The 21,935-nt window shown below is 63.3% G+C and carries 32 protein-coding genes and 1 pseudogene; all 33 read right to left on the bottom strand.

Annotated elements, in window-relative coordinates:
• Positions 1-63 precede the first annotated feature (63 nt).
• Entirely contained in the window at positions 64-1,581 is a 1,518-nt protein-coding gene (gene adh, locus FJ423_RS31950; protein ID WP_140847575.1) for an aldehyde dehydrogenase, read from the bottom strand.
• A 136-nt stretch (positions 1,582-1,717) separates the two neighbouring features.
• Entirely contained in the window at positions 1,718-2,665 is a 948-nt protein-coding gene (locus FJ423_RS31945) for a helix-turn-helix domain-containing protein (RefSeq protein WP_246680369.1), read from the bottom strand.
• 264 nt (positions 2,666-2,929) lie between these two features.
• On the bottom strand, positions 2,930-3,757 hold the full coding sequence (locus FJ423_RS31940; protein ID WP_095765500.1) for an aspartyl/asparaginyl beta-hydroxylase domain-containing protein: 828 nt from the start codon (positions 3,755-3,757) through the stop codon (positions 2,930-2,932).
• Between the two features lie 169 nt (positions 3,758-3,926).
• On the bottom strand, positions 3,927-5,237 hold the full coding sequence (locus FJ423_RS31935) for a replication-associated recombination protein A (RefSeq protein ID WP_140847572.1): 1,311 nt from the start codon (positions 5,235-5,237) through the stop codon (positions 3,927-3,929).
• Positions 5,238-5,360: 123 nt separating this feature from the next.
• The gene (locus tag FJ423_RS31930) at positions 5,361-6,848 is read right to left on the bottom strand and encodes a DegQ family serine endoprotease (protein ID WP_095765502.1); all 1,488 of its coding nucleotides are present in this window, start codon (positions 6,846-6,848) and stop codon (positions 5,361-5,363) included.
• A 190-nt stretch (positions 6,849-7,038) separates the two neighbouring features.
• Positions 7,039-7,470, bottom strand: a complete 432-nt coding sequence (gene rplQ, locus FJ423_RS31925; RefSeq protein WP_140847569.1) for a 50S ribosomal protein L17 — start codon at positions 7,468-7,470, stop codon at positions 7,039-7,041.
• A 104-nt stretch (positions 7,471-7,574) separates the two neighbouring features.
• The gene (locus FJ423_RS31920; protein ID WP_027170350.1) at positions 7,575-8,585 is read right to left on the bottom strand and encodes a DNA-directed RNA polymerase subunit alpha; all 1,011 of its coding nucleotides are present in this window, start codon (positions 8,583-8,585) and stop codon (positions 7,575-7,577) included.
• Positions 8,586-8,682: 97 nt separating this feature from the next.
• Positions 8,683-9,072, bottom strand: a complete 390-nt coding sequence (gene rpsK, locus FJ423_RS31915) for a 30S ribosomal protein S11 (protein WP_006205444.1) — start codon at positions 9,070-9,072, stop codon at positions 8,683-8,685.
• A 127-nt stretch (positions 9,073-9,199) separates the two neighbouring features.
• Positions 9,200-9,568 carry a 30S ribosomal protein S13 gene (gene rpsM, locus FJ423_RS31910; protein ID WP_027170351.1) on the bottom strand — a complete coding sequence of 123 codons (369 nt, stop codon included), beginning with the start codon at positions 9,566-9,568 and terminating at the stop codon, positions 9,200-9,202.
• Positions 9,569-9,800: 232 nt separating this feature from the next.
• Positions 9,801-10,391 (bottom strand): adenylate kinase, encoded by a 591-nt coding sequence (locus tag FJ423_RS31905; RefSeq protein ID WP_140847566.1) that lies wholly within the window; start codon positions 10,389-10,391, stop codon positions 9,801-9,803.
• Complete coding sequence (gene secY / locus FJ423_RS31900; RefSeq protein ID WP_140847563.1) at positions 10,388-11,728, bottom strand: preprotein translocase subunit SecY; 1,341 nt, start codon at positions 11,726-11,728, stop codon at positions 10,388-10,390. The genes FJ423_RS31905 and secY overlap by 4 nt, the downstream gene beginning before the upstream one ends.
• Positions 11,729-11,984: 256 nt before the next feature.
• Positions 11,985-12,458 (bottom strand): 50S ribosomal protein L15, encoded by a 474-nt coding sequence (rplO, locus tag FJ423_RS31895; protein ID WP_140708828.1) that lies wholly within the window; start codon positions 12,456-12,458, stop codon positions 11,985-11,987.
• 22 nt (positions 12,459-12,480) lie between these two features.
• The gene (gene rpmD, locus FJ423_RS31890) at positions 12,481-12,678 is read right to left on the bottom strand and encodes a 50S ribosomal protein L30 (RefSeq protein WP_027170355.1); all 198 of its coding nucleotides are present in this window, start codon (positions 12,676-12,678) and stop codon (positions 12,481-12,483) included.
• A gap of 25 nt (positions 12,679-12,703) precedes the next feature.
• Positions 12,704-13,267, bottom strand: a complete 564-nt coding sequence (gene rpsE / locus FJ423_RS31885; protein WP_140847561.1) for a 30S ribosomal protein S5 — start codon at positions 13,265-13,267, stop codon at positions 12,704-12,706.
• Between the two features lie 77 nt (positions 13,268-13,344).
• Entirely contained in the window at positions 13,345-13,707 is a 363-nt protein-coding gene (gene rplR / locus FJ423_RS31880; RefSeq protein ID WP_095765507.1) for a 50S ribosomal protein L18, read from the bottom strand.
• A gap of 139 nt (positions 13,708-13,846) precedes the next feature.
• Positions 13,847-14,380 carry a 50S ribosomal protein L6 gene (gene rplF / locus FJ423_RS31875; RefSeq protein ID WP_095765508.1) on the bottom strand — a complete coding sequence of 178 codons (534 nt, stop codon included), beginning with the start codon at positions 14,378-14,380 and terminating at the stop codon, positions 13,847-13,849.
• Between the two features lie 90 nt (positions 14,381-14,470).
• The gene (rpsH, locus tag FJ423_RS31870) at positions 14,471-14,869 is read right to left on the bottom strand and encodes a 30S ribosomal protein S8 (protein ID WP_066989600.1); all 399 of its coding nucleotides are present in this window, start codon (positions 14,867-14,869) and stop codon (positions 14,471-14,473) included.
• A gap of 12 nt (positions 14,870-14,881) precedes the next feature.
• The gene (gene rpsN, locus FJ423_RS31865) at positions 14,882-15,187 is read right to left on the bottom strand and encodes a 30S ribosomal protein S14 (RefSeq protein ID WP_042642199.1); all 306 of its coding nucleotides are present in this window, start codon (positions 15,185-15,187) and stop codon (positions 14,882-14,884) included.
• A 26-nt stretch (positions 15,188-15,213) separates the two neighbouring features.
• Entirely contained in the window at positions 15,214-15,792 is a 579-nt protein-coding gene (gene rplE / locus FJ423_RS31860; protein WP_095765509.1) for a 50S ribosomal protein L5, read from the bottom strand.
• Positions 15,785-16,099 (bottom strand): 50S ribosomal protein L24, encoded by a 315-nt coding sequence (gene rplX / locus FJ423_RS31855; protein ID WP_095765510.1) that lies wholly within the window; start codon positions 16,097-16,099, stop codon positions 15,785-15,787. The genes rplE and rplX overlap by 8 nt, the downstream gene beginning before the upstream one ends.
• A 12-nt stretch (positions 16,100-16,111) precedes the next feature.
• On the bottom strand, positions 16,112-16,480 hold the full coding sequence (rplN, locus tag FJ423_RS31850; protein WP_006205457.1) for a 50S ribosomal protein L14: 369 nt from the start codon (positions 16,478-16,480) through the stop codon (positions 16,112-16,114).
• 82 nt (positions 16,481-16,562) lie between these two features.
• Positions 16,563-16,802 (bottom strand): 30S ribosomal protein S17, encoded by a 240-nt coding sequence (rpsQ, locus tag FJ423_RS31845; RefSeq protein ID WP_023675136.1) that lies wholly within the window; start codon positions 16,800-16,802, stop codon positions 16,563-16,565.
• A gap of 4 nt (positions 16,803-16,806) precedes the next feature.
• Positions 16,807-17,007 carry a 50S ribosomal protein L29 gene (rpmC, locus tag FJ423_RS31840; RefSeq protein ID WP_042642190.1) on the bottom strand — a complete coding sequence of 67 codons (201 nt, stop codon included), beginning with the start codon at positions 17,005-17,007 and terminating at the stop codon, positions 16,807-16,809.
• Positions 17,008-17,019: 12 nt separating this feature from the next.
• Positions 17,020-17,433 (bottom strand): 50S ribosomal protein L16, encoded by a 414-nt coding sequence (gene rplP, locus FJ423_RS31835; RefSeq protein ID WP_095765511.1) that lies wholly within the window; start codon positions 17,431-17,433, stop codon positions 17,020-17,022.
• 27 nt (positions 17,434-17,460) lie between these two features.
• Positions 17,461-18,195, bottom strand: a complete 735-nt coding sequence (rpsC, locus tag FJ423_RS31830; protein WP_095765512.1) for a 30S ribosomal protein S3 — start codon at positions 18,193-18,195, stop codon at positions 17,461-17,463.
• Positions 18,195-18,584 carry a 50S ribosomal protein L22 gene (gene rplV, locus FJ423_RS31825; protein WP_006205462.1) on the bottom strand — a complete coding sequence of 130 codons (390 nt, stop codon included), beginning with the start codon at positions 18,582-18,584 and terminating at the stop codon, positions 18,195-18,197. Before rplV ends, rpsC begins: the two co-directional genes overlap by 1 nt.
• Before the next feature lie 2 nt (positions 18,585-18,586).
• Positions 18,587-18,865, bottom strand: a complete 279-nt coding sequence (gene rpsS / locus FJ423_RS31820; RefSeq protein WP_006205463.1) for a 30S ribosomal protein S19 — start codon at positions 18,863-18,865, stop codon at positions 18,587-18,589.
• A 16-nt stretch (positions 18,866-18,881) separates the two neighbouring features.
• Positions 18,882-19,715 carry a 50S ribosomal protein L2 gene (gene rplB / locus FJ423_RS31815; protein ID WP_126084116.1) on the bottom strand — a complete coding sequence of 278 codons (834 nt, stop codon included), beginning with the start codon at positions 19,713-19,715 and terminating at the stop codon, positions 18,882-18,884.
• Positions 19,716-19,737: 22 nt separating this feature from the next.
• Positions 19,738-20,031, bottom strand: coding sequence for a 50S ribosomal protein L23 (locus FJ423_RS31810; RefSeq protein WP_040983033.1), 294 nt, complete (start codon positions 20,029-20,031; stop codon positions 19,738-19,740).
• On the bottom strand, positions 20,028-20,648 hold the full coding sequence (gene rplD, locus FJ423_RS31805) for a 50S ribosomal protein L4 (protein WP_095765514.1): 621 nt from the start codon (positions 20,646-20,648) through the stop codon (positions 20,028-20,030). Before rplD ends, FJ423_RS31810 begins: the two co-directional genes overlap by 4 nt.
• Positions 20,648-21,364 carry a 50S ribosomal protein L3 gene (gene rplC / locus FJ423_RS31800; protein WP_140847558.1) on the bottom strand — a complete coding sequence of 239 codons (717 nt, stop codon included), beginning with the start codon at positions 21,362-21,364 and terminating at the stop codon, positions 20,648-20,650. Before rplC ends, rplD begins: the two co-directional genes overlap by 1 nt.
• A gap of 61 nt (positions 21,365-21,425) precedes the next feature.
• The gene (gene rpsJ, locus FJ423_RS31795) at positions 21,426-21,734 is read right to left on the bottom strand and encodes a 30S ribosomal protein S10 (RefSeq protein ID WP_006205468.1); all 309 of its coding nucleotides are present in this window, start codon (positions 21,732-21,734) and stop codon (positions 21,426-21,428) included.
• A gap of 69 nt (positions 21,735-21,803) precedes the next feature.
• Positions 21,804-21,935: pseudogene (gene tuf / locus FJ423_RS31790) on the bottom strand (elongation factor Tu); the annotation flags it as partial.

Raw genomic sequence — 21,935 nt, 5'->3', positions numbered from 1 at the left:
AAATCCTCCTCGACTGACGGGAGGACGCGGGTGGGCCGCGCCCTCCTCTTCGCCCTGGGAGGATCAGAAGAAGCCGAGCCTCTTCGGGCTGTAGCTGACCAGCATGTTCTTGGTCTGCTGATAGTGGTCGAGCATCATCTTGTGCGTCTCGCGGCCGATGCCGGACTGCTTATAGCCGCCGAAGGCGGCATGCGCCGGATAGGCGTGATAGCAGTTGGTCCAGACACGCCCGGCCTGGATGGCGCGGCCGAAGCGGTAGCAGCGGTTCGCGTCGCGGCTCCAGATACCGGCGCCGAGGCCGTAGAGCGTGTCGTTGGCGATCGACAGCGCCTCGTCATCGTCCTTGAAGGTCGTCACGGACACGACGGGTCCAAAGATCTCCTCCTGGAAGATGCGCATCTTGTTGTTGCCCTTGAACACTGTCGGCTTGACGTAGTAGCCGCCGGCGAGATCGCCCGGCAGATGGTTCCGCTCGCCGCCGGTCAAGACTTCGGCGCCTTCCTGACGGCCGATGTCGAAGTAGGACAGGATCTTTTCCAGCTGCTCGCTCGAGGCCTGCGCGCCGATCATGGTGGCGGGATCGAGCGGATCGCCCTGGACGATCGCCTCGACACGCTTCAGCGCGCGCTCGATGAACTTGTCGTAGATCTTCTCATGCACCAGCGCGCGGCTGGGGCACGTGCAGACCTCGCCCTGGTTGAGCGCGAACATGACGAAGCCCTCGATCGCCTTGTCGAAGAAATCGTCGTCTTCGGCCGTCACATCCTGGAAGAAGATGTTGGGCGACTTGCCGCCAAGCTCAAGCGTCACCGGAATGAGGTTCTGGCTGGCATATTGCGAGATCAGGCGGCCGGTGGTGGTCTCGCCGGTGAAAGCGATCTTGGCAATGCGGTTCGACGAGGCGAGCGGCTTGCCGGCTTCAAGGCCGAAGCCGTTGACGATGTTGAGCACGCCTTCGGGCAAGAGGTCACCGATGAGGTCGGCCCACAGCATGATCGTGGCGGGTGTCTGCTCGGCGGGCTTCAGCACCACGCAATTGCCGGCGGCGAGCGCCGGCGCCAGCTTCCACACCGCCATCAGCAGCGGGAAGTTCCACGGAATGATCTGGCCGACGACACCGAGCGGCTCATGGAAGTGGTAGGCGACGGTGTCGTGGTCGATTTCGGAGATCGAGCCTTCCTGGCTGCGCAGCACGCCGGCGAAATAGCGGAAATGGTCGATGGCCAGAGGCAGGTCGGCGGCGGTCGTCTCGCGGATCGGCTTGCCATTGTCCCAGGTCTCGGCGAGCGCCAGCAGGTCGAGATTGTCTTCCATGCGATCAGCGATGCGGTTGAGGATCAGCGCGCGGGCCGCGGGGCTGGTCTTGCCCCAGGCGTCCTTGGCTTTGTGGGCTGCATCAAGCGCGGCCTCGATGTCATTTGCTTCCGACCGGGCGATTTCGCAGAGCGGCCGGCCGGTGACCGGCGAGATGTTTTCGAAATATCTGCCGGAGAGCGGCGCCGCCCATTTGCCGCCGATGAAGTTGTCGTAGCGCTTGGCGAAAGGAATCTTGGCCGCGCGCGAGAATTCCACCTTGTTCATCACTGCCTCCCAATGAGCACGCCGCGGGATGCGGCGCTATGGGAGGAAGGGTTGCGGATGGGCTCCGGTTTGTCAGCCCGGGGCTGGATGATCGTGGCGCCCGACTGTCGCAGAACTGCGACAGTCCGGTCTGCAATCAATGCGGACGGCGAATGTCGAAGCGGGCGAGCTTACGATGCAGGGTGGCGCGGGAGATGCCGAGGTTCTGTGCGGCCGCCGAGACGTTGCCGCCGGCGCGCGCCAGCGCCCGCTGAACCACACCGCGCTCGGCATCGTCCAAATCCTCAGCGGTCTTTGCGCAGTCGCCGAGAATATCGGTGGCAAGCAGTCCTCTCGCCAGCGCTTCCCGCGTTATGCCGAGACCAAGACGGGCAGAGCGCGTCGCGCCGATCACAAGATCATCCGAATCGACCGCTATCAGCGCACCGGCGCTGCGCTCGGTGACGGGTGCGAGCAAGATGCGGGCATCTGAAAACACCATGCGGAAATTTTCCGCTTCGATCCGGCGCGCGGCGTCGCCGACGGCGACCGCGATGAGCTGCACAAAGCCCTCGGTCAGGTCCGACCGGCAGGACGAGACATCGAGCGCCGCCGCCAGATTGCCTTCATGGTCATAGACCGGAGCCGTGGTGCAGCTCAGCAGCGTGTTGCGGGAGAAGAAATGCTGATCGCGGTGGATGGTCAGAGCGCGCTGGTCGGCGATGCAGGTGCCGATGCCGTTGGTGCCTTCGCTGTCCTCGCTCCAGACGGTGCCGGTCCACAGGCCCCATTCATCGAATGTCTCGTCGTCCGCGACGGCGCCCCGTCGCTCGACCGGGATGCCGTCGCGATCCGCCAGCATGACGCAGCAGCCGACGCCGCCCACGGCGAGGTAGAGCCGATTGAGGCTGGGTTCGGCCGCGCGGATCAGCCGCTCCATGCGCTGCCTCGTGAGCCTGAGCTCGCCTTCGGTCAGCCGCCGCGGCGCCGTGTGCGCCGCAGGGTCCAGGCCGTGCAATTGAAGCGACCGCCGCCACGAAGCGACGACCGCCGAGTGGGCTGCGTCGCTCTTGGCGACCGAGGCCTGGACCTGGTCCGCGTGCACGGCTGGTTGCCGTCCAATCAACCTAATCCTCCCGGTGAGCGGAACCTCCTGCCGCTCCGTCATCATGCTCGGTAGACTATTCCGCTACCAGTTGCGGGTCAGCTCTCGATAGAACGCCGGCCGGAACGCGTATTTGATCTTGCGCAATTCCCGACGAAAAATCGCTACGCGTGTCCTGGAGCCGCGCTGGAGTCCTAAAGGTCGCGGTTCGTCCGCGCCATTGGACGTTGGTTTAAGGCGGATCGAGGCGAGGTTCCGCCGTGGTCAGTTGGCGGCCGCCTTCGGCTTCGACGAGCCGATCATCTTCCAGTTCTTGTAGAAGACCGAATTGATACGCTCCACGCTGACGGAGACGATGGCGAGAAGGCCCGCGATCAGCCTGGGAAACGGAGACGGCCGGATGATATCGACGAAGACGCAGTAGCGGCGGCCGTCATATTCGTTGACCGAGCGGTGGAACAGGGTGTCGTCGAAGATGAACAGCGGATTGTCGTACCAGTAGTTCTTCTTGCTGCCGCACTGGACGAAGATCTCGGCCTTGACCGGTATCAGATTGTAGAGGATGCGCAGGCTGAGCCGGAGCGGACCGAAATGCCAAGACGTCGATTCGCGCTTGCTGAAAACGGATACCGCGATCGTCTTGATGTATTTGTAGTCCTTGTTGAATTCGGGGACGTTGTCGATCTTGTGCTTGCCGTACCACTGGTAGACATACATGCCGCGGCGGCCGGCGCCGAAATTGGCATCGATATCGGCGATGATCTCGTCCTTGCGCGCCTTGAAGACGCCCAGCACCTCGTTGATCTCGCGCTGATAGTCCTCGGGGAACTGCTCGGGCTTCCAGACGCCGGGGTTGCGGTAGCTGAGAAGGTCAACGATCAGGTTGAACGGCGACAACAGCCAGGTGAACAGGCCGTTGCCGAGGAAGTAGCGCTCGAACAGGTTCTGGTTCTTCTGGTCGTTGCGCATGACATCGATCAGGCCGCAGACGACCCAGATGGTGGTCAGGATCGGGATGAAATAGAAGGCGAGCGCGAGAACTACGACGGCGATGGCGGCCTTGCGGAGCGTCTTGACGGTTTGCTTTGTCATTGTCATTCGCGCGGGAGCGCGATCCTGTTCCATGGGACAACATCACGGCGACCCCCGCCAGCCGTGCGTCTTGATAGGATTTTTTGTTTCCCGGCACAATGCCGCAGCAGGTGTGGTCCACCACAACGCGGCTTCGCGTCGAAGCGCGCCGACCGCCGGGCCGTGCAACTCAGCTGTTCCGTTCGCTGCGCAGCTTTGCCCAGTATTCCAGCCGCTTGCGGATATCGCGCTCGAAACCGCGTTCCGGCGGATCGTAGAAAGTGCGCCGGCCCATCTTCTCCGGAAAATAGTCCTGGCCTGAAAACGCCTCCGGCTCGTCATGGTCGTAGCGATAGCCGGCGCCGTAATCCTCCTGCTTCATCAGCTTGGTCGGCGCGTTGAGGATGTGCTTGGGCGGCAGCAGCGAGCCGAACTCCTTGGCTGCCGCGGTCGCGGCCTTGAAGGCAGTGTAGACGGCGTTCGATTTCGGCGCCGTGGCGAGATAAACGGCGGCCTGGGCGAAGGCGAGCTCGCCCTCGGGCGAGCCAAGATAGTCATAGGCATCCTTGGCCGCATTGGCCACGACAAGCGCCTGAGGATCGGCGAGCCCGACATCCTCCACCGCCATGCGCACGAGCCGGCGGCCGAGATAGAGCGGATCCTCGCCGGCATCGAACATGCGGGCGAGATAATAAAGCGCGGCATCCGGATCGGAGCCGCGCACCGATTTGTGTAGCGCCGAGATCAGATTGTAATGGCCGTCCTGACCCTTGTCGTAGATCGGCGCACGGCGCTGGATGACGCGCTGCAGGCCTTCCGGGCCGAACACCTCGCCCTTCTTTGCGGCGCGCCAGACTTCCTCAGCCAGCGTCAGCGAGGCGCGGCCGTCGCCGTCCGCCATGCGGATCAGCATGGCGCGCGCTTCTTCGTCGAGCGGCAGCGCCCTGCCCTCGGTTTCTTCTGCCCGGGCCAGAAGCTTGGCGATGCTGTCCTCACCCAGCGAACGGAACACCAGCACACGCGCGCGCGACAGAAGCGCTGCATTGAGCTCAAAGGACGGGTTCTCCGTCGTGGCGCCGACCAGCACCACGGTGCCGTCTTCCATCACCGGCAAAAACCCGTCCTGCTGGGCGCGGTTGAAGCGATGGATCTCGTCGACGAAGAGCAGCGTCTGGCGGCCATTGGAGCGCCTGAGCTTGGCCGCCTCGAAGACTTTCTTGAGGTCCGCGACGCCGGAAAACACGGCCGAGATCTGCTCGAAGGCAAGGTTGGTCTCACCGGCGAGCAGCCGCGCCACTGTCGTCTTGCCGGTGCCGGGGGGACCCCAGAAGATCATCGAGCCGAGTGAGCCCGAATCGATCAGCCTGGTCAGCGCGCCGTCAGGTCCGGTCAGATGCTCTTGCCCGACGACCTCGCCGAGGTTCTTGGGGCGCAACCGATCGGCCAGCGGCCGCCCGGGCGGCGCCTTTTCCGGCTCATCGGAACTGAACAGATCTGCCATGCAAGTCTTTTGTTTGAACGCGGTTCCGCTCGTTTTAGAGCACGATCTTGTCCGAATGCCGGTCCCCGCTTTTTGCTACGCGGGCCTCCAGTTCGGGATCATGCTCTAAATGGGCAGATCGCCTCAATAACGCAACACCTGGCGCAGTATCTGCCCGCCGCGCTCGACGGTAAAGCGCCACCAGCGCGTGTCCTGCTGGGCAACCTGCGCCAGTGTCGCCGCGGTCTCGATGGTGGTGCCGTTCACCTCGCGCACGATATCGCCCGGCTGGAAACCGAAATCGGCGGCCGGCGAATCGCGGCTGATATCGATGACGGTGACGCCCTTGAGATCGGTGCGAAGGCCAAGCCGCTGGGCAAGCCTGGGCGACAGTTCCGCCACCTTGGCGCCGGAAAAGGGACTGCGGCCGCGCAAGGTGACCTCGCTGGGCTTGGCGCCTTCCGGCGCGCGCTCCAGCGGAATCTCCAACGTCGCCTGCTGCCCCTTGCTCAGCACGGCGAAGGTCGCCTTGGTGCCGATCGACAGCGTCGCCATGCGGTAGTCGAGCGCCTCGATGCTTTCGACCGGCGTGTTGTTGAGCGACAGGATGACGTCGCCAGGCTTCAGGCCGGCCTTGCCCGCCGGCCCGGTGGCGTCCACGGACGACACCAATGCGCCGGTGGGTTTCTCCATGCCGAGCGACTCTGCGATCTGCGGCGTCACCAGTTCGAATTCCGCACCGATATAGGGACGCTCGAAGAAGTCGAGCCCGGCCTTGGCGGCGTCGGCGAAGGCGCGCACCATGTTCGAAGGAATGGCGAAGCCGATGCCGATCGAACCACCGCTGCGGCTGTAGATGGCCGTGTTGATGCCGACCAGCTGGCCGCCCATGTTGATCAGGGCGCCGCCGGAGTTGCCGGGATTGATGGCGGCATCGGTCTGGATGAAGTAGCCCGAATCCGAAACACCGATATGGCTGCGGGCGAGTGCCGAGACAATGCCGCTGGTGGTGGTCTGGCCGACACCGAACGGATTGCCGATGGCGAGCACAAGGTCGCCGACCTCAAGCGCGTCGGAATCGCCGATGGCGATCACCGGAAACGGCTTGTCGGCCGAGATCTTGAGCACGGCGAGATCGAGCGTCTCGTCCTTGAGCATGACCTTTGAGGTGAACTCGCGTCCGTCGGCGGTTGCGACCTTCACCTCGTCGGCGTCCTTGATGACGTGGAAGTTGGTGACGATCACGCCGCTCGGATCGACCAGCACGCCGGACCCCAGCGAGGACTGGGCGCGCGGCTGGGCACGGCCGAAGAACTCCTCGAAGAAGGGATCGCCTTCGAAGGGCGACGTCACCTTTGCGGTCTGCGAGGCATAGACATTCACGACGGCCGGCGCCGTCTGCTTGACCAGCGGCGCGAAGGAGAGCTGCACCTCCTCGCGGCCGAACGGCACGCGCTTGTCGGGGCCGGACGTGCCGTTCTCGCCTTCGACGCCATGCAACAGATCGGTCAGCACGTCGGAGAGGCCCGGATCGGCCGGCTTGGCGGCGTCCTCGGCAAAAGCCTGTCTTGCGGCCGGTGCCGCGGCGAAGACCGCCAGCGCGGCAACAAGAAACAGTCGTTTGAGGTGCATTCTCGAATCCCTCCAGATAGGGCGCCATTGTCTCGACGAATGTGCAGAATGAAAGGCTAATGCACACAAATGCGACACTTGTCGCGCAAAAGCTTGAGCCTGGGCGTGAAATTCCGCTCAGCCGCTCAAACCTGCTCCAAATGCAAAAGGGGCCCGTAGGCCCCTCGAAGTCATTGACGAAACAGCGACCTCAGGCGGCCGCGGCTTCCTCGTTGGCGCCCTCAGCCTCTATGCGGGCGCGGTCGGCGGCGCCCTTGGCCGAGGTGTCGCGATCGACGAATTCGATGACCGCCATCGCGGCGTTGTCGCCCTTGCGGAAACCCGCCTTCATGATGCGCAGATAGCCGCCATTGCGGGTGGCGTAGCGCGGGGCGATGGTCTCGAACAGGCGCTTGACGACGCCTTCATTGCCGATCTGAGCGATCATCTGGCGGCGGGCGTGCAGGTCACCGCGCTTGCCGAGCGTCACGAGCTTCTCGACGATCGGACGCAGGTCCTTCGCCTTCGGCAAGGTGGTGACGATCTGCTCGTGCTCGATCAGCGACACGGCGAGATTGGCGAACATCGACTTGCGGTGGCTGATGCTGCGGGCGAAACGACGGCCTTTGAAACCGTGGCGCATGGCTCTTTTCCTTCTTCAGTTGTTCAAGAGGCCACGGCCTCTGATGGTTTTCCGCATGACCGTCGGATCGAGCGGCTCTCGCCGCCGATCCTTGGAATTCATGCTCAATATTGGTCTTCGTAACGCTTGGCGAGGTCTTCGATGTTTTCCGGCGGCCAGTCCGGCACTTCCATGCCGAGATGGAGGCCCATGGCCGCCAGCACTTCCTTGATCTCGTTCAGCGACTTGCGGCCGAAGTTCGGGGTGCGCAGCATCTCGGCTTCGGTCTTCTGGATCAGGTCGCCGATGTAGACGATGTTGTCGTTCTTCAGGCAGTTGGCCGAACGCACCGAAAGCTCGAGCTCGTCGACCTTCTTGAGCAGCGCCGGGTTGAAGGCGAGCTCGGTGACGGCCTCGGTGGCGACTTCCTTCTGCGGCTCGTCGAAGTTGACGAACAGGCCAAGCTGGTCCTGCAGGATGCGAGCGGCGAAAGCGACCGCGTCCTCGCCCGAAATCGAGCCGTTGGTCTCGATCGTCATGGTCAGCTTGTCATAGTCGAGAACCTGGCCCTCGCGGGTGTTCTCGACCTTGTAGGAGACCTTCTTGACCGGCGAATAGAGGCTGTCGACCGGGATCAGCCCGATCGGCGCGTCCTCGGCGCGGTTGCGCTCGGCCGGCACATAGCCCTTGCCGGTGTCGACGGTGAACTCCATGCGGATCTCGGCGCCCTCGTCCAGCGTGCAGATCACGTGGTCGGGGTTGAGGATCTCGACGTCGCCGACCGTCTGGATGTCGCCGGCGAGCACGGCGCCCGGGCCCTGCTTGCGCACGACCATGCGCTTGGGGCCATCGCCTTCCATGCGGATGGCGATTTCCTTGATGTTGAGCACGATGTCGGTCACGTCCTCGCGCACGCCGGCGATGGACGAGAATTCGTGCAGCACGCCGTCGATCTGCACGGCGGTGACAGCCGCGCCGCGCAGCGAAGACAGAAGCACACGCCGCAGCGCGTTGCCCAGCGTCAGGCCAAAGCCGCGTTCGAGCGGCTCGGCCACCAGCGTGGTCAGCGTCTTCTTCTTCGACGAGAACTCGATCTTGTTCGGCTTGATCAGTTCCTGCCAGTTTTTCTGGATCATAAAAGTCTTCCTTCCTTTGCCCCGCCACCATCCAATCGTGGCGGGCGACACGGAAAACCGCGGAGGATCGCCTTGGCGTTCGCGCGGCGTTTAAAAATCAGACGCGGCGCTTCTTGCGCGGGCGGCAGCCATTGTGCGGGATCGGCGTCACGTCACGGATCGAGGTGATGGTGAAGCCCGCCGCCTGCAGCGCGCGGAGCGCCGATTCACGACCGGAGCCGGGTCCGCAGACCTCGACCTCGAGCATGCGCATGCCGTGTTCCTGCGCCTTCTTGGCGACGTCCTCGGCAGCCATCTGGGCTGCAAACGGGGTCGACTTGCGCGAACCCTTGAAACCCTGGGCACCGGCCGACGACCAGGCAATCGAATTGCCCTGCGCGTCGGTGATGGTGATCATGGTGTTGTTAAAGGTCGAATTGACGTGGGCAACGCCCGACGAAATGTTCTTGCGTTCGCGACGGCGAACACGAGCGGCTTCCTTGGCCATGGTATTCCTTTCAGTTGATCTCTACACCGCCGTAATGCCAGCGGCTCCACCTTGGAAAAGCGAGTAGTGAGTAGGGAATAGCGAACAGGGTCCCCTACTCGCTAACCGCTACTCGCTATTCGCTCAATTACTTCTTCTTGCCGGCGATCGCCTTGGCCGGACCCTTGCGGGTGCGGGCGTTGGTATGCGTGCGCTGGCCGCGGACCGGCAGCGAGCGACGGTGACGTAGGCCGCGGTAGCAGCCGAGGTCCATGAGCCGCTTGATGTTCATCGAGACTTCGCGGCGCAGGTCGCCTTCGACCTGGTAGTCGCGGTCGATCGTCTCGCGGATCTGCAGCACTTCCGCGTCGGTCAGCTGGTTGACGCGGCGGTCCGCCGGGATGCCGACCTTGTCGACGATCTCCTGGGCAAACTTCTTGCCGATGCCGTGAATGTACTGAAGCGCGATGACGACGCGCTTGTTGGTCGGAATGTTGACGCCGGCTATACGAGCCATTTTCTTCTCTTTCTCCATTTGGGCCGGACGAGCCGGCGCTGTCGAAGTTGCCCCGCGTCCGGTGGAGGCCGGCCCTTGCGGGAGTTTCCTGGTTCAAAGCGGATGCCTTGCCCGCAAGGGCAAGCAAAGTCCATGCCTGATAGGAAGACGGGCCGCCATACCCCAACGGCCCACTCCAGTCAAGCGCAATCGTTAATCGTCGCCAAGCGCTATCTTTAGTTGTCGGCCCGGTCTACTTCACCGCGGCCACGAGCACCTTGCCGATCTCGGCGGTCACGGCATCGATACTGGCCATGCCGTCGACGGTCTTGAGCTTGCCCTTGGCGTAGTAATAGCCGGTCAGCGGCGCCGTCTTCTTGTAGTATTCGCGCAGGCGTTCCTCGAACACCTCCGGGTTGTCGTCCTTGCGCACAGGCTGGCCGGCGGCCTTGGCGTCCTCGGCGCGTTTGACGATTCGGCCAACCAGCGCCTTGTCGTCGACGACGAGCTCTATGACGGTGTCGAGCGCTATGCCGCGTTCGGCAAGCATGGCCTCGACCGCGTCGGCCTGGACCAGCGTGCGCGGATAGCCGTCGAGGATGAATCCCTTGGCGCAATCCGGCTGATCGATACGCTCGGCGACGATGGCGTTGACGATCGCATCCGAGACCAGCTCACCGGCATCCATCACCGCCTTGGCACGCTTACCGACCTCGGTTCCGGCCTGGACGGCGGCACGCAGCATGTCACCCGTCGAGAGCTGGGGGATGCCGTGTTTTTCAACCAGTCTTTGTGCTTGTGTCCCCTTGCCCGCTCCTGGCGGCCCAAGCAAAATCAGCCTCATCTGCTCCTCTTCCCCCCGCGCAACTTCGACTTCTTGATCAGGCCCTCATACTGGTGCGCGATCAGGTGACCCTGAATCTGCGCCACCGTATCGAGCGTGACACTGACCACGATCAGAAGCGATGTGCCACCGAGGTAGAAAGGTACGCCAGTCGCCGAAATCAGGAACTCCGGCAGCAGACAGACCAGCACCAGGTAAATGGCGCCGATGACGGTTATGCGCGTCAGAACATAGTCGATATAATCGGCGGTACGCTCGCCCGGACGATAGCCCGGGATGAAGCCGGAGTGCTTCTTGAGCTGGTCGGCCGTGTCCTTCGGGTTGAAGACGATCGCCGTGTAGAAGAAGGCGAAGAAGATGATCATGCCCGCATAGAAGATCATGTAGAGCGGCTGGCCGTGGCCGAGCGAGGCGAGGATCGTGCTTGCCCAGGCCGGCAGGTTGGTCGCCTGCGAGAAGCCCGCCACGGTCGCCGGCAGAAGCAGCAGCGAGGACGCGAAGATCGGCGGGATGACGCCGGAGGTGTTGAGCTTCAGCGGCAAATGCGAGGTATCGCCCTGGAACATGCGATTGCCGACCTGGCGCTTCGGATACTGGATGAGCAGGCGCCGCTGCGCGCGTTCGAAGAAGACGATGAGCGCAATGACGATGATGGCCAGCACGATGATCGCGAGGATGAGGCCCGTCGACAGCGCGCCGGTACGGCCGAGTTCCAGCGTGCCGGAGATCGCGCGCGGCAGGCCCGCGACGATGCCGGAGAAGATGATCAGCGAAATGCCGTTGCCGATGCCGCGCGCGGTGATCTGCTCGCCGAGCCACATCAGGAACATGGTGCCGCCGACGAGTGTGACGACTGTCGAGATGCGGAAGAACATACCGGGATCGTTGACGATGCCGTTGCCGCCCTCGAGGCCGATCGAAATGCCGTAGGCCTGGATCAGCGCCAGGAGCACGGTGCCGTAGCGCGTGTACTGGTTGATGACCTTGCGGCCCTGCTCGCCTTCCTTCTTCAGCGTTTCCAGCGACGGGATGACCGAGGTCATCAGCTGCATGATGATGGAGGCGGAGATGTAGGGCATGATGCCCAGCGCGAAGATCGCCATGCGCTGCACGGCGCCGCCGGCGAACATGTTGAACATGCCAAGCACGCCCTTGCTCTGCGAGGAGAAGGCCTGGGCGAAAGCATCGGGGTTGATGCCGGGAAGCGGGATATAAGTGCCGAGGCGGTAGACGAGCAGCGCGCCGATGGTGAACCAGATGCGCTTCTTGAGATCCTCGGCCTTGGCGAAGGCCGCGAAATTCAGATTGGAGGCTAGTTGTTCAGCAGCCGAGGCCATGCCTGATTCTCCGCTAGAGCATGATGCCGAAAAATGTGGAACGGTTTTCGGACGACATCATGCTCTACTTCTTTGATTTCTACGTCGCGCTCGATGCCGCAGCTCAGGCGGCGCGTGTCACCGAAGCTCACGAGATAAGCTCGGGACCGTAAACATGCAAGCGGCCGCGTTGACGCGGCCGCCCAATTCATCCGGTCAAAGCGCGGTTCGACGGAATATGCGAAGTCATCCCGGCCGGCCGCGCTTCAAATCGCCGTTACTCGGCGGCGGCCGCTTCCGGCAGCTTCACCGAACCGCCGGCCTTCTCGATTTTCTCGATCGCGGCCTTGGAGGCGCCGGCGACGTCGAAGGACAGCTTGGCTTTGAGTTCGCCGTCGGAGAGCACGCGCACGCCGTCCTTGGCGCGGCGGATGACGCCGGCGGCAACCAGGGCCTCGGCCGTCACGGTCGCCTTGGCGTCGAGCTTCTTGGCGTCGATAGCAGCCTGGATGCGGGCCAGCGACACGACCGTGAAGCTCTTGGCGAAGATGTTGTTGAAGCCACGCTTCGGCAGGCGCCGGTAGAGCGGCATCTGGCCACCCTCGAAGCCGTTGATGGCAACGCCAGAGCGGGCCTTCTGGCCCTTGACGCCGCGACCGGCGGTCTTGCCCGAGCCGGAACCGATGCCGCGGCCGAGACGCTTCTTGGAGTGCGTCGCGCCGTCCTTGTCACGCAGATCGTTGAGTTTCATGTTTCTTCTCCTGCCCTTCCGTTCAGGCCTCGTCCACGACGCGGACGAGGTGCTGGACGGCGGCGATCATGCCGCGCACCGAAGGGGTATCTTCCAGCGTGCGCCGCTTGTGCATCTTGTTCAGGCCGAGGCCGACCAGCGTCGCGCGCTGCTCCTTCGGCCGGCGGATCGGGGAGCCGATCTGCTCGACGGTGATGGTCTTGGTAGCTTTCTTGGCCATGGTCGAAATCCCTGGTCAGCGTCGACTATTCTTCAGCCGCAACGGCGGTGCCGCGGCGGGCCTGAAGGGTCGAGTACTTGATGCCGCGCGCGGCAGCCACATCCTTCGGATGCATCTGGCTCTTCAGCGCGTTGAAGGTGGCGCGAACCATGTTGTAGGGGTTCGACGAACCCATCGACTTGGCGACCACGTCATGCATGCCGAGCGTCTCGAAGACGGCGCGCATCGGACCGCCGGCGATGATGCCGGTACCTTGCTTGGCGGCGCGCAGCAGAACGCGTCCGGCGCCCCAGCGGCCCTCGACGTCATGATGCAGCGTGCGGCCCGAACGCAGCGGCACGAAGATCATGTCGCGCTTGGCCGACTCGGTCGCCTTGCGGATCGCTTCCGGCACTTCGCGCGCCTTGCCGTGGCCGAAGCCGACGCGGCCCTTCTGGTCGCCGACGACGACGAGAGCGGCAAAACCGAAACGACGGCCGCCCTTCACCACCTTGGCGACGCGGTTGATGTGGACGAGCTTGTCCACCATGCCGTCGTCACGCTCTTCGCGCTCGCGGCCGCGGCCGCCTTCTCTACGTTCCTGTGCCATATCCTGTTCCTTGTTCTTTTCCGGAAGCACGGGTTGCTAATTACTGACGCCGCCTTTGGGTCGTCAGCGGCGAAAAATCAGAAGCTGAGACCGCCTTCGCGGGCAGCCTCGGCCAGCGCCTTGACGCGGCCGTGATAGATGTACGGGCCGCGGTCGAAGACGACTTCCTTGACGCCGGCCTTGGCGGCACGCTCGGCGATCAGCTTGCCGACAGCGGCCGCGGCTGCGGTGTCGGCGCCGGTCTTGAGCGAACCCTTGAGGTCCTTCTCCAGCGTCGAGGCGGCGGCCAGCGTGTGGCCGTTGGCGTCGTCGATCACCTGGACGTAGATGTTCTTCGAGGTGCGGTGCACCGAAAGCCTCGGACGCTCGCCGGCGACCTTCTTCAGCTGGCGGCGCACGCGCTGTGCGCGGCGCTGGATGGTTTCTTTGGGGCTTGCCATAATGTCAGTTCCTTGCCTTCAGAAAACGGGGGCAACCCTGTGCGGTAGGCCAAGCCTCCCGCGGCCGCTCCCCGCGGCGTTACACTTCTGCGGCTTGGCCCTTTTTCGAAAAGTCTGCAACTTCTCGGGGCCAGGCCTATTACTTCTTCTTGCCTTCCTTGCGCACGATGCGCTCGTCGGCATAGCGCACGCCCTTGCCCTTATAGGGCTCGGGACCGCGATATTCGCGGATCTCGGCGGCGACCTGGCCGACCTGCTGCTTGTCGATGCCCGAGACCGTGATTTCGGTCGGCTTCGGCACCGTGATGGTGATGCCCTGCGGCGTCTGATAGACCACGTCGTGGCTGAAGCCGAGCGCCAGCTGCAGGTTCTTGCCCTGCAACGCCGCGCGATAGCCGACGCCGGTGATCTCGAGCTTCTTCTCGAAGCCGTCCTTCACGCCCTGCAGGATGTTGACGATCTGCGTGCGCGACATGCCCCACTTGGAGCGGGCGGTCTTGGTCTGGTCGCGCGGCTCGACGGAGATCTCGTTGTTCTCCATCTTCACCAGCACTTCGTCGTTCACCACGAACTTCAGCTCGCCCTTGGGGCCCTTCGCCGTCACGGTCTGGCCGTTGACGGACGCGGTCACGCCTTGCGGCAGCGAAACGGGTTTCTTTCCGATACGAGACATTTTGTTGTCCTCGTCACTTCTTTCGTTTCAGGTTCCAGTTCCCGGGCGCGATCCCGAGAACCGAAGCCCATTCATCAATCTCTTGGCCGATCAGAAGATCTGGCAGAGGATTTCGCCGCCGACATTCTGCTCGCGCGCTTCATGGTCGGCCATGACGCCCTTCGGCGTCGAAAGGATGGCGATGCCGAGGCCGTTGGCGACGTGCGGGATCGACTTGGCCGAGACATAGACGCGACGGCCAGGCTTCGAGACGCGCTCGATCTCGCGCACAACCGGGGCGCCGTCGAAATATTTCAGCTCGATCTCGATTTCCGACTTGCCGTTTTCGAAGTCGGTCTGGCTGTAGTCGCGGATATAGCCTTCCGACTTCAGCACTTCGAGGACGCGGGCACGCAGACGCGAGGCCGGGGTCGAAACGCTCGACTTCTTGCGGCCATAGGCGTTGCGGATGCGGGTCAGCATATCGCCGAGAGGATCGCTCAATGACATCTCAGTGTCTCCTTACCAGCTCGACTTGACCAGGCCCGGGATCTGGCCGGTATTGCCCAGATCGCGAAGCGCGATACGCGAAAGCTTCAGCTTGCGATAGTAGGCGCGCGGACGGCCCGTCACCTCGCAGCGATTGCGGATGCGGATCTTGGCCGAGTTGCGCGGCAGCGCCGAAAGCTTCAACTGGGCGCGGAAACGCTCTTCCATCGGCTTGGACTGATCCATGATAATGGCCTTGAGCGCCGTGCGCTTGGCGGCGTACTGGTCGGCGAGCTTGCGGCGCCGGTTGTTCTTCTCGACTGAGCTGGTCTTTGCCATTTCAGATGTTTCCTTTTTCGCTGCCGTTACTGGCGGAAGGGGAAGTTGAAGGCCTTGAGCAGCGCTCTTGCCTCGTCGTCCGTCTTCGCCGTCGTACAAACGATGACGTCCATGCCCCAGACCTGATCAACCTTGTCGTAGTTGATCTCCGGGAACACGATGTGTTCCTTGATGCCCATGGCGTAGTTGCCACGGCCGTCAAAGCTCTTCGGGTTCAGTCCGCGGAAGTCGCGAACGCGCGGCAACGCGATGTTCACGAGGCGGTCGAGGAACTCGTACATGCGTTCCTTGCGCAGCGTGACCTTGGCGCCGATCGGCATGTTCTCGCGCACCTTGAAGCCGGCAATCGAGTTGCGGGCGCGGGTGACGACGGCCTTCTGGCCGGCTATCAGCGCGAGATCCTCGGCCGCGACCGAGGGCTTCTTGGAGTCTGCGGTTGCTTCGCCGACACCCATGTTCAGCACGATCTTGTCGATGCGCGGAACCTGCATGTCATTGTCGTAGCCGAACTGCTCCTGCATCGCCTTGCGGATGGTCTCGTTGTAGACCTTCTTGAGGCGCGGCTCGTTCTTGGCAGTTGCCTGCTTGGTTTCAGCCTTAGCCATTGATGACTTCTCCCGAACGCTTGGCGACGCGCACCTTCTTGCCATCCTTCTGGATGGTGAAGCCGACGCGGGTCGGCTTGCCGTCCTTGGGGTCGGCCAGCGCGATATTCGACAGGTGGATCGGCGCTTCCTTGGTGATGATCCCGGCCTCTTGCGACTGGGTCTGCTTCTGGTGACGGCGAATGAGGTTCACGCCGCGGACGACCGCGGTGTCTTCCTTCGGCTGCACCGACAGGACTTCGCCCGAACGGCCCTTGTCCTTGCCGGCAAGCACGACGACCTTGTCGCCTTTTTTGATCTTTTGCATTGGTCCGGCTCCTTACAGCACTTCAGGCGCGAGCGAGATGATCTTCATGTGGTTCTTGGCGCGCAATTCGCGCGGAACCGGTCCGAAGATACGGGTGCCGATCGGCTCTTTCTTATTGTCGACGAGAACGGCCGCGTTCTTGTCGAAACGGATCACGCTGCCGTCCGGGCGGCGGATGTCCTTGGCCGTGCGAACCACGACCGCCTTCATCACATCGCCCTTCTTAACGCGGCCGCGCGGAATGGCTTCCTTGATCGACACCACGATGATGTCGCCGACGGAGGCATATTTCCGCTTCGAGCCGCCCAGCACCTTGATGCACATGACACGACGGGCGCCGGAATTATCCGCGACGTCGAGGTTTGTTTGCATCTGAATCATGACTGGCCGCCTTCTTCTTTTCTAACGGGACGGGTTCTTCACCCCTCCCCGGTCTGTCCAAAATTCGGTTCGTTCGCCCGGATCAAGCCTGATCCGAAGAGACGACAACCCAGCGCTTGTCCTTGGAAATCGGCTTCGATTCCTGGATGAACACCTGGTCGCCGACCTTGTGGGCGTTGTTCTCGTCGTGCGCCTTGTACTTCTTGGTCATGCGCACGGTCTTCTTCATCACGGGATGCGTGAAGCGACGCTCGACCTTGACCACGACCGTCTTCTCGTTCTTGTCGCTGACGACGGTGCCCTGCAGGATGCGCTTTGGCATGGTCTTAACCCTTCTTGGCCGCGGCTTTTTCCGCGGCGATGGTCTTGATGCGCGCGATGTCCTTGCGGACCTGCTTCACGCGCGCGGTCTTTTCGAGCTGGCCGGTGGCCTTCTGGAAGCGCAGGTTGAACTGCTCCTTCTTGAGAGCGGCCAGGTCGTCGGTCAGTTGATCCTGGGTCTTGGTCCGGATGTCTTCGGCTTTCATGATCGCCTGTCCTTATTCTGCGATGCGCTGCACGAAGCGCGTCTTGACCGAGAGCTTGGCGGCGCCGAGACGCAGCGCTTCACGAGCCGTCTCCTCGCTGACGCCGTCGATCTCGAACATGATACGGCCGGGCTTGACGCGCGCCGCCCAGTAGTCGACGGCGCCCTTGCCCTTACCCATGCGGACTTCGGTCGGCTTCGAGGTGACCGGCAGGTCCGGGAACACCCGGATCCAGACGCGGCCGGCGCGCTTCATCTCGCGGGTGATCGCGCGGCGGGCCGCCTCGATCTCGCGCGCGGTGACGCGGTTCGGCTCAAGCGCCTTCAGCCCGAAACCGCCGAAATCCAGGTTGGTGCCGCCCTTGGCGGCACCGTGGATACGGCCCTTGAACTGCTTGCGGAACTTTGTGCGCTTTGGCTGCAGCATCGTTCTAACTCCAAATTCTCAAATGTCTCAGGCGTTCTCGCGACGGCGGCCGCGTTCGCGCTCACCGCCAGCACCGCCGCCGCCATGCGCGGCATCGCCTTCGGTTGCACGGCGCTCGGAAGCCATCGGGTCATGCTCGAGGATCTCGCCCTTGAACACCCACACCTTGACGCCGCAGATGCCGTAGGCCGTGTTCGCCTCGGCCGTGCCGTAGTCGACGTCGGCGCGCAGCGTATGCAGCGGCACGCGGCCTTCGCGGTACCACTCCATGCGCGCGATCTCGGCGCCGCCGAGACGGCCGGAGCAGTTGATGCGGATGCCTTCGGCGCCGAGACGCATGGCCGACTGAACGGCACGCTTCATGGCGCGGCGGAACGCGATGCGGCGCTCGAGCTGCTGGGCGATCGACTGGGCGACCAGCGTGGCGTCGATTTCCGGCTTGCGCACTTCAACGATGTTGAGGTGCGTTTCGGACTTCGTCATCTCGGTCAGCTTCTTGCGAAGCTTCTCGATGTCGGCGCCCTTCTTGCCGATGATGAGGCCCGGACGCGCGGCGTGGATGGTGACGCGGCACTTCTTGTGCGGGCGCTCGATCACGACTTTCGAAATCGCGGCCTGCTTGAGTTCCTTCTCGAGATACTTGCGGATCTTGAGATCTTCGTGCAGCAGCTGGCCGTATTCGCCGGTGTTCGCGAACCAGCGCGAATCCCAGGTACGGTTGATGCCGAGACGCAGCCCGATCGGATTGACTTTCTGGCCCATTATGCGGCCTCCCCTTTTTCCTCGACTTCACGAACGACGATCGTGAGGTGCGAGAACGGCTTTTCGATACGGCTGGCGCGGCCGCGGCCACGAGCGTGGAAACGCTTCATGACGATCGACTTGCCGACATAGGCTTCCGCCACGATCAGAGCGTCGACGTCGAGGTCGTGATTGTTTTCCGCATTGGCGATCGCCGACTCCAGCGTCTTCTTGACCGTGCCGGAAATCCGCTTGGCCGAGAATTCGAGGTCGGAAAGCGCTGTCGCGACCTTCTTGCCGCGGATCAGCGCGGCAACCAGGTTGAGCTTCTGCGGGCTGATGCGGATCGTGCGCAGAACGGCACGCGCCTCGTTATCAGCAAGCCTGCGCGGAGCTTTGGCCTTGCCCATGATTATTTCCTCTTCGCCTTCTTATCCGCGCCGTGACCGTAATAGGTCCGGGTCGGAGCGAATTCACCGAACTTGTGGCCGACCATGTCCTCGTTCACCGAGACGGGAACGTGCTTCTGGCCGTTGTAGACACCGAAGGTGAAGCCGACGAACTGCGGCAGGATGGTGGAGCGACGGCTCCACATCTTGATCACCTCATTGCGACCACCTTCACGAACCTTGTCCACCTTCTTGAGAAGGTAGCCGTCGATAAAGGGGCCTTTCCAAATCGAACGAGTCACTTGGCGTTACCTCTTCTTAGCTCTTGCGCTGATGACGCGAGCGCAGGATGAACTTGTCGGTCGCCTTGTTGGACCGCGTCTTCTTGCCCTTGGTCGGCTTGCCCCAGGGCGAAACCGGATGACGGCCACCCGAGGTGCGGCCTTCGCCGCCGCCATGCGGATGGTCGACCGGGTTCATGGCCACGCCGCGATTGTGCGGGCGCTTGCCGCGCCACACGGTGCGACCGGCCTTGCCGTCGTTGATGTTGCCGTGGTCGGGGTTCGACACGGCGCCGACGGTGGCCATGCAAGAGCCGTGCACGACACGCTGCTCGCCCGAGTTGAGGCGCAGGATCGCCATGCCCTGGTCGCGGCCGACGAGCTGGGCGTAACCGCCAGCCGAACGGGCGACCTGGCCGCCCTTGCCCGGCTTCAGCTCGATGTTGTGGACGATCGTGCCGACCGGCATCGAGGCCAGCGGCATCGCGTTGCCCGGCTTCACGTCGACCGCTTCGCCGGCCACGATCTTGTCGCCGGCAGCAAGACGCTGCGGGGCCAGGATGTAGGACAGCTCGCCGTCGTCGTACTTGATCAGCGCGATGAAGGCGGTGCGGTTCGGATCGTATTCGATACGCTCGACCGTGCCGACGACGTCGTACTTCTTACGCTTGAAGTCGATGATGCGGTACGAACGCTTGTGACCGCCGCCGATGAAGCGGGCCGTGATGCGGCCGTAGTTGTTGCGGCCGCCCGACTTGGTCAGGCCTTCGGTCAGGCCCTTGACGGGCTTGCCCTTGTAGAGGCCCGAGCGGTCGACGATGACCAGCTGGCGGGTGCTCGGCGTTACCGGGTTGAATTTCTTAAGTGCCATTGTCCTGTCCTCGCGGCCTTGCTCAGAGACCCGTCGCGACGTCGATCGACTGGCCGTCGGCCAGCGTCACAACCGCCTTCTTGACGTCGCCCTGGCGGCCAACTGTGCCGCGGAAGCGCTTGATCTTGCCCTTGCGGACGAGCGTGTTCACAGCCGTCACCTTGACGCCGAAGAGAGCCTCCACGGCAGCCTTGATTTCCGGCTTCGACGCCTTCTTGGCGACGTTGAAGACGACCTGGTTCTGCTCGGAAGCCATGGTCGACTTTTCGGTGATCGCCGGCGAGACGATCACGTCGTAGTGACGGAGGTCGGTCATTTAAAGCGCTCCTCGAGAGCCTCGACGGCGGCCTTCGAAAGGACCAGCGTGCCGCGGCGCAGAATGTCGTAGACGTTGATGCCCTGGATGGGCAGCACGTCGATGTTCGGAATGTTGGTCGCGGCCAGCTTGAAATTCTGGTCAAGCTCGGCGCCGCCGATGACCAGGGCGTTGGTCAGCCCCAGCGTCTCGAAATTCGCCACCAGCGCCTTGGTCTTGGCTTCGGTGAGCTTCAGCTCGTCGACGATGATCAGCGAAGCGCTCTTGGCCTTGGCCGAGAGAGCGTGCTTGAGGCCAAGCGCACGGACCTTCTTCGGCAGCTCGTGCTCATGGCTGCGAACGACCGGGCCGTGTGCCTTGCCGCCGCCGCGGAACTGCGGAGCGCGGGCCGAGTGGTGACGGGCGCGGCCCGTACCCTTCTGCTTGTACATCTTGGCGCCGGTGCGCGCGATTTCGGCGCGGCCCTTGGCCTTGTGCGTGCCCTGCTGCTTCTTGGCGAGCTGCCAGCGCACGACGCGCTGCAGGATGTCCTCGCGCGGGTCAAGGCCGAAAATCTCCTCGGAGAGTTCCACCTTGCCGGCGTCCTTGCCGCCCAGCGTTGTGATCTTGAGATCCATTATTCGGCTCCCTCAGTGGCCGGGGCTTCGTTCTTGGCGGCAGCGGCGCGGATCGCGGCCGGCTTCGGCGCATTGGCCGGCAGCGCAACCTTGGCGGCGTCGCGAACCAGGATCCAGGCGCCCTTGACGCCGGGAACCGCGCCGCGGATCAGGATCAGGCCGCGATCGGCGTCGGTCGAGACGACCTCGACATTCTGCGTGGTGACGCGGGTGTCGCCCATGTGGCCGGCCATCTTCTTGCCCTTGAACACCTTGCCGGGGTCCTGGCGCTGGCCGGTCGAGCCGTGCGTGCGGTGCGAGACCGAGTTACCGTGCGTGGCGCGGCCACCACCCATGTGGTGCCGCTTGATCACGCCCTGGAAACCCTTGCCGGTCGAGGTGCCGGTGACGTCCACCTTCTGGCCGACGACGAAATGCTCGACGGTCAGCTCGGCGCCGACGTCGATCATGTTGTCGGCGGAGACGCGGAACTCGGCGACCTTGGCCTTCGGCTCGACGGAAGCGGCGGCGAAATGGCCGCGCATCGCCTTCGACGTGTTCTTCACCTTGGCAAGGCCAACGCCGAGCTGGACGGCGGTGTAGCCGTTCTTCTCCTGCGTGCGCTGGGCCACGACCTGGCAGTTCTCCATCTGGAGAACGGTGACGGGAACGTGTTCGCCAGCATCGTTGTAGATGCGGGTCATTCCCACCTTCTTTGCAATCACACCTGAACGCATCGGTTCAATTCCTTTAGAGTTCCGGGCCAGGGGCACCGCCCCTTACCGCTCTCTCATTCCCTTAGAGCTTGATCTCGACGTCGACACCGGCGGCCAGATCGAGCTTCATCAAAGCATCGACCGTCTGGGGGGTCGGATCGACAATGTCGAGCAGCCGCTTGTGCGTGCGCATCTCGAACTGTTCGCGGCTCTTCTTGTCGACGTGGGGCGACCGGTTGACCGTGAATTTTTCGATCCGCGTCGGCAGCGGGATGGGGCCGCGGACGTTGGCGCCGGTGCGCTTGGCGGTCGACACGATTTCGCGCGTCGAGGCGTCGAGCACCCGGTGGTCAAACGCCTTAAGGCGGATGCGGATATTCTGTCCGTTCATGCGTCAATTCCTTGTTCTGGCGCGGCGCGGGCAGCTCCCGCGCCCGCGACAGATCGGTTTCAGTCCAAATTACTCTTTGATGGTGACGACGATGCCGGCACCGACGGTGCGGCCGCCTTCACGAATGGCGAAGCGCAGCTTCTCTTCCATCGCGATCGGCACGATCAGCTCGACGTCGACGGTGATGTTGTCGCCGGGCAT

It is taken from the genome of Mesorhizobium sp. B2-8-9 (assembly GCF_006439475.1).
GTDB lineage: Bacteria > Pseudomonadota > Alphaproteobacteria > Rhizobiales > Rhizobiaceae > Mesorhizobium.
Note: the sequence above shows the minus strand (reverse complement) of the source record. Positions and strands in the feature narration are given on the sequence as shown.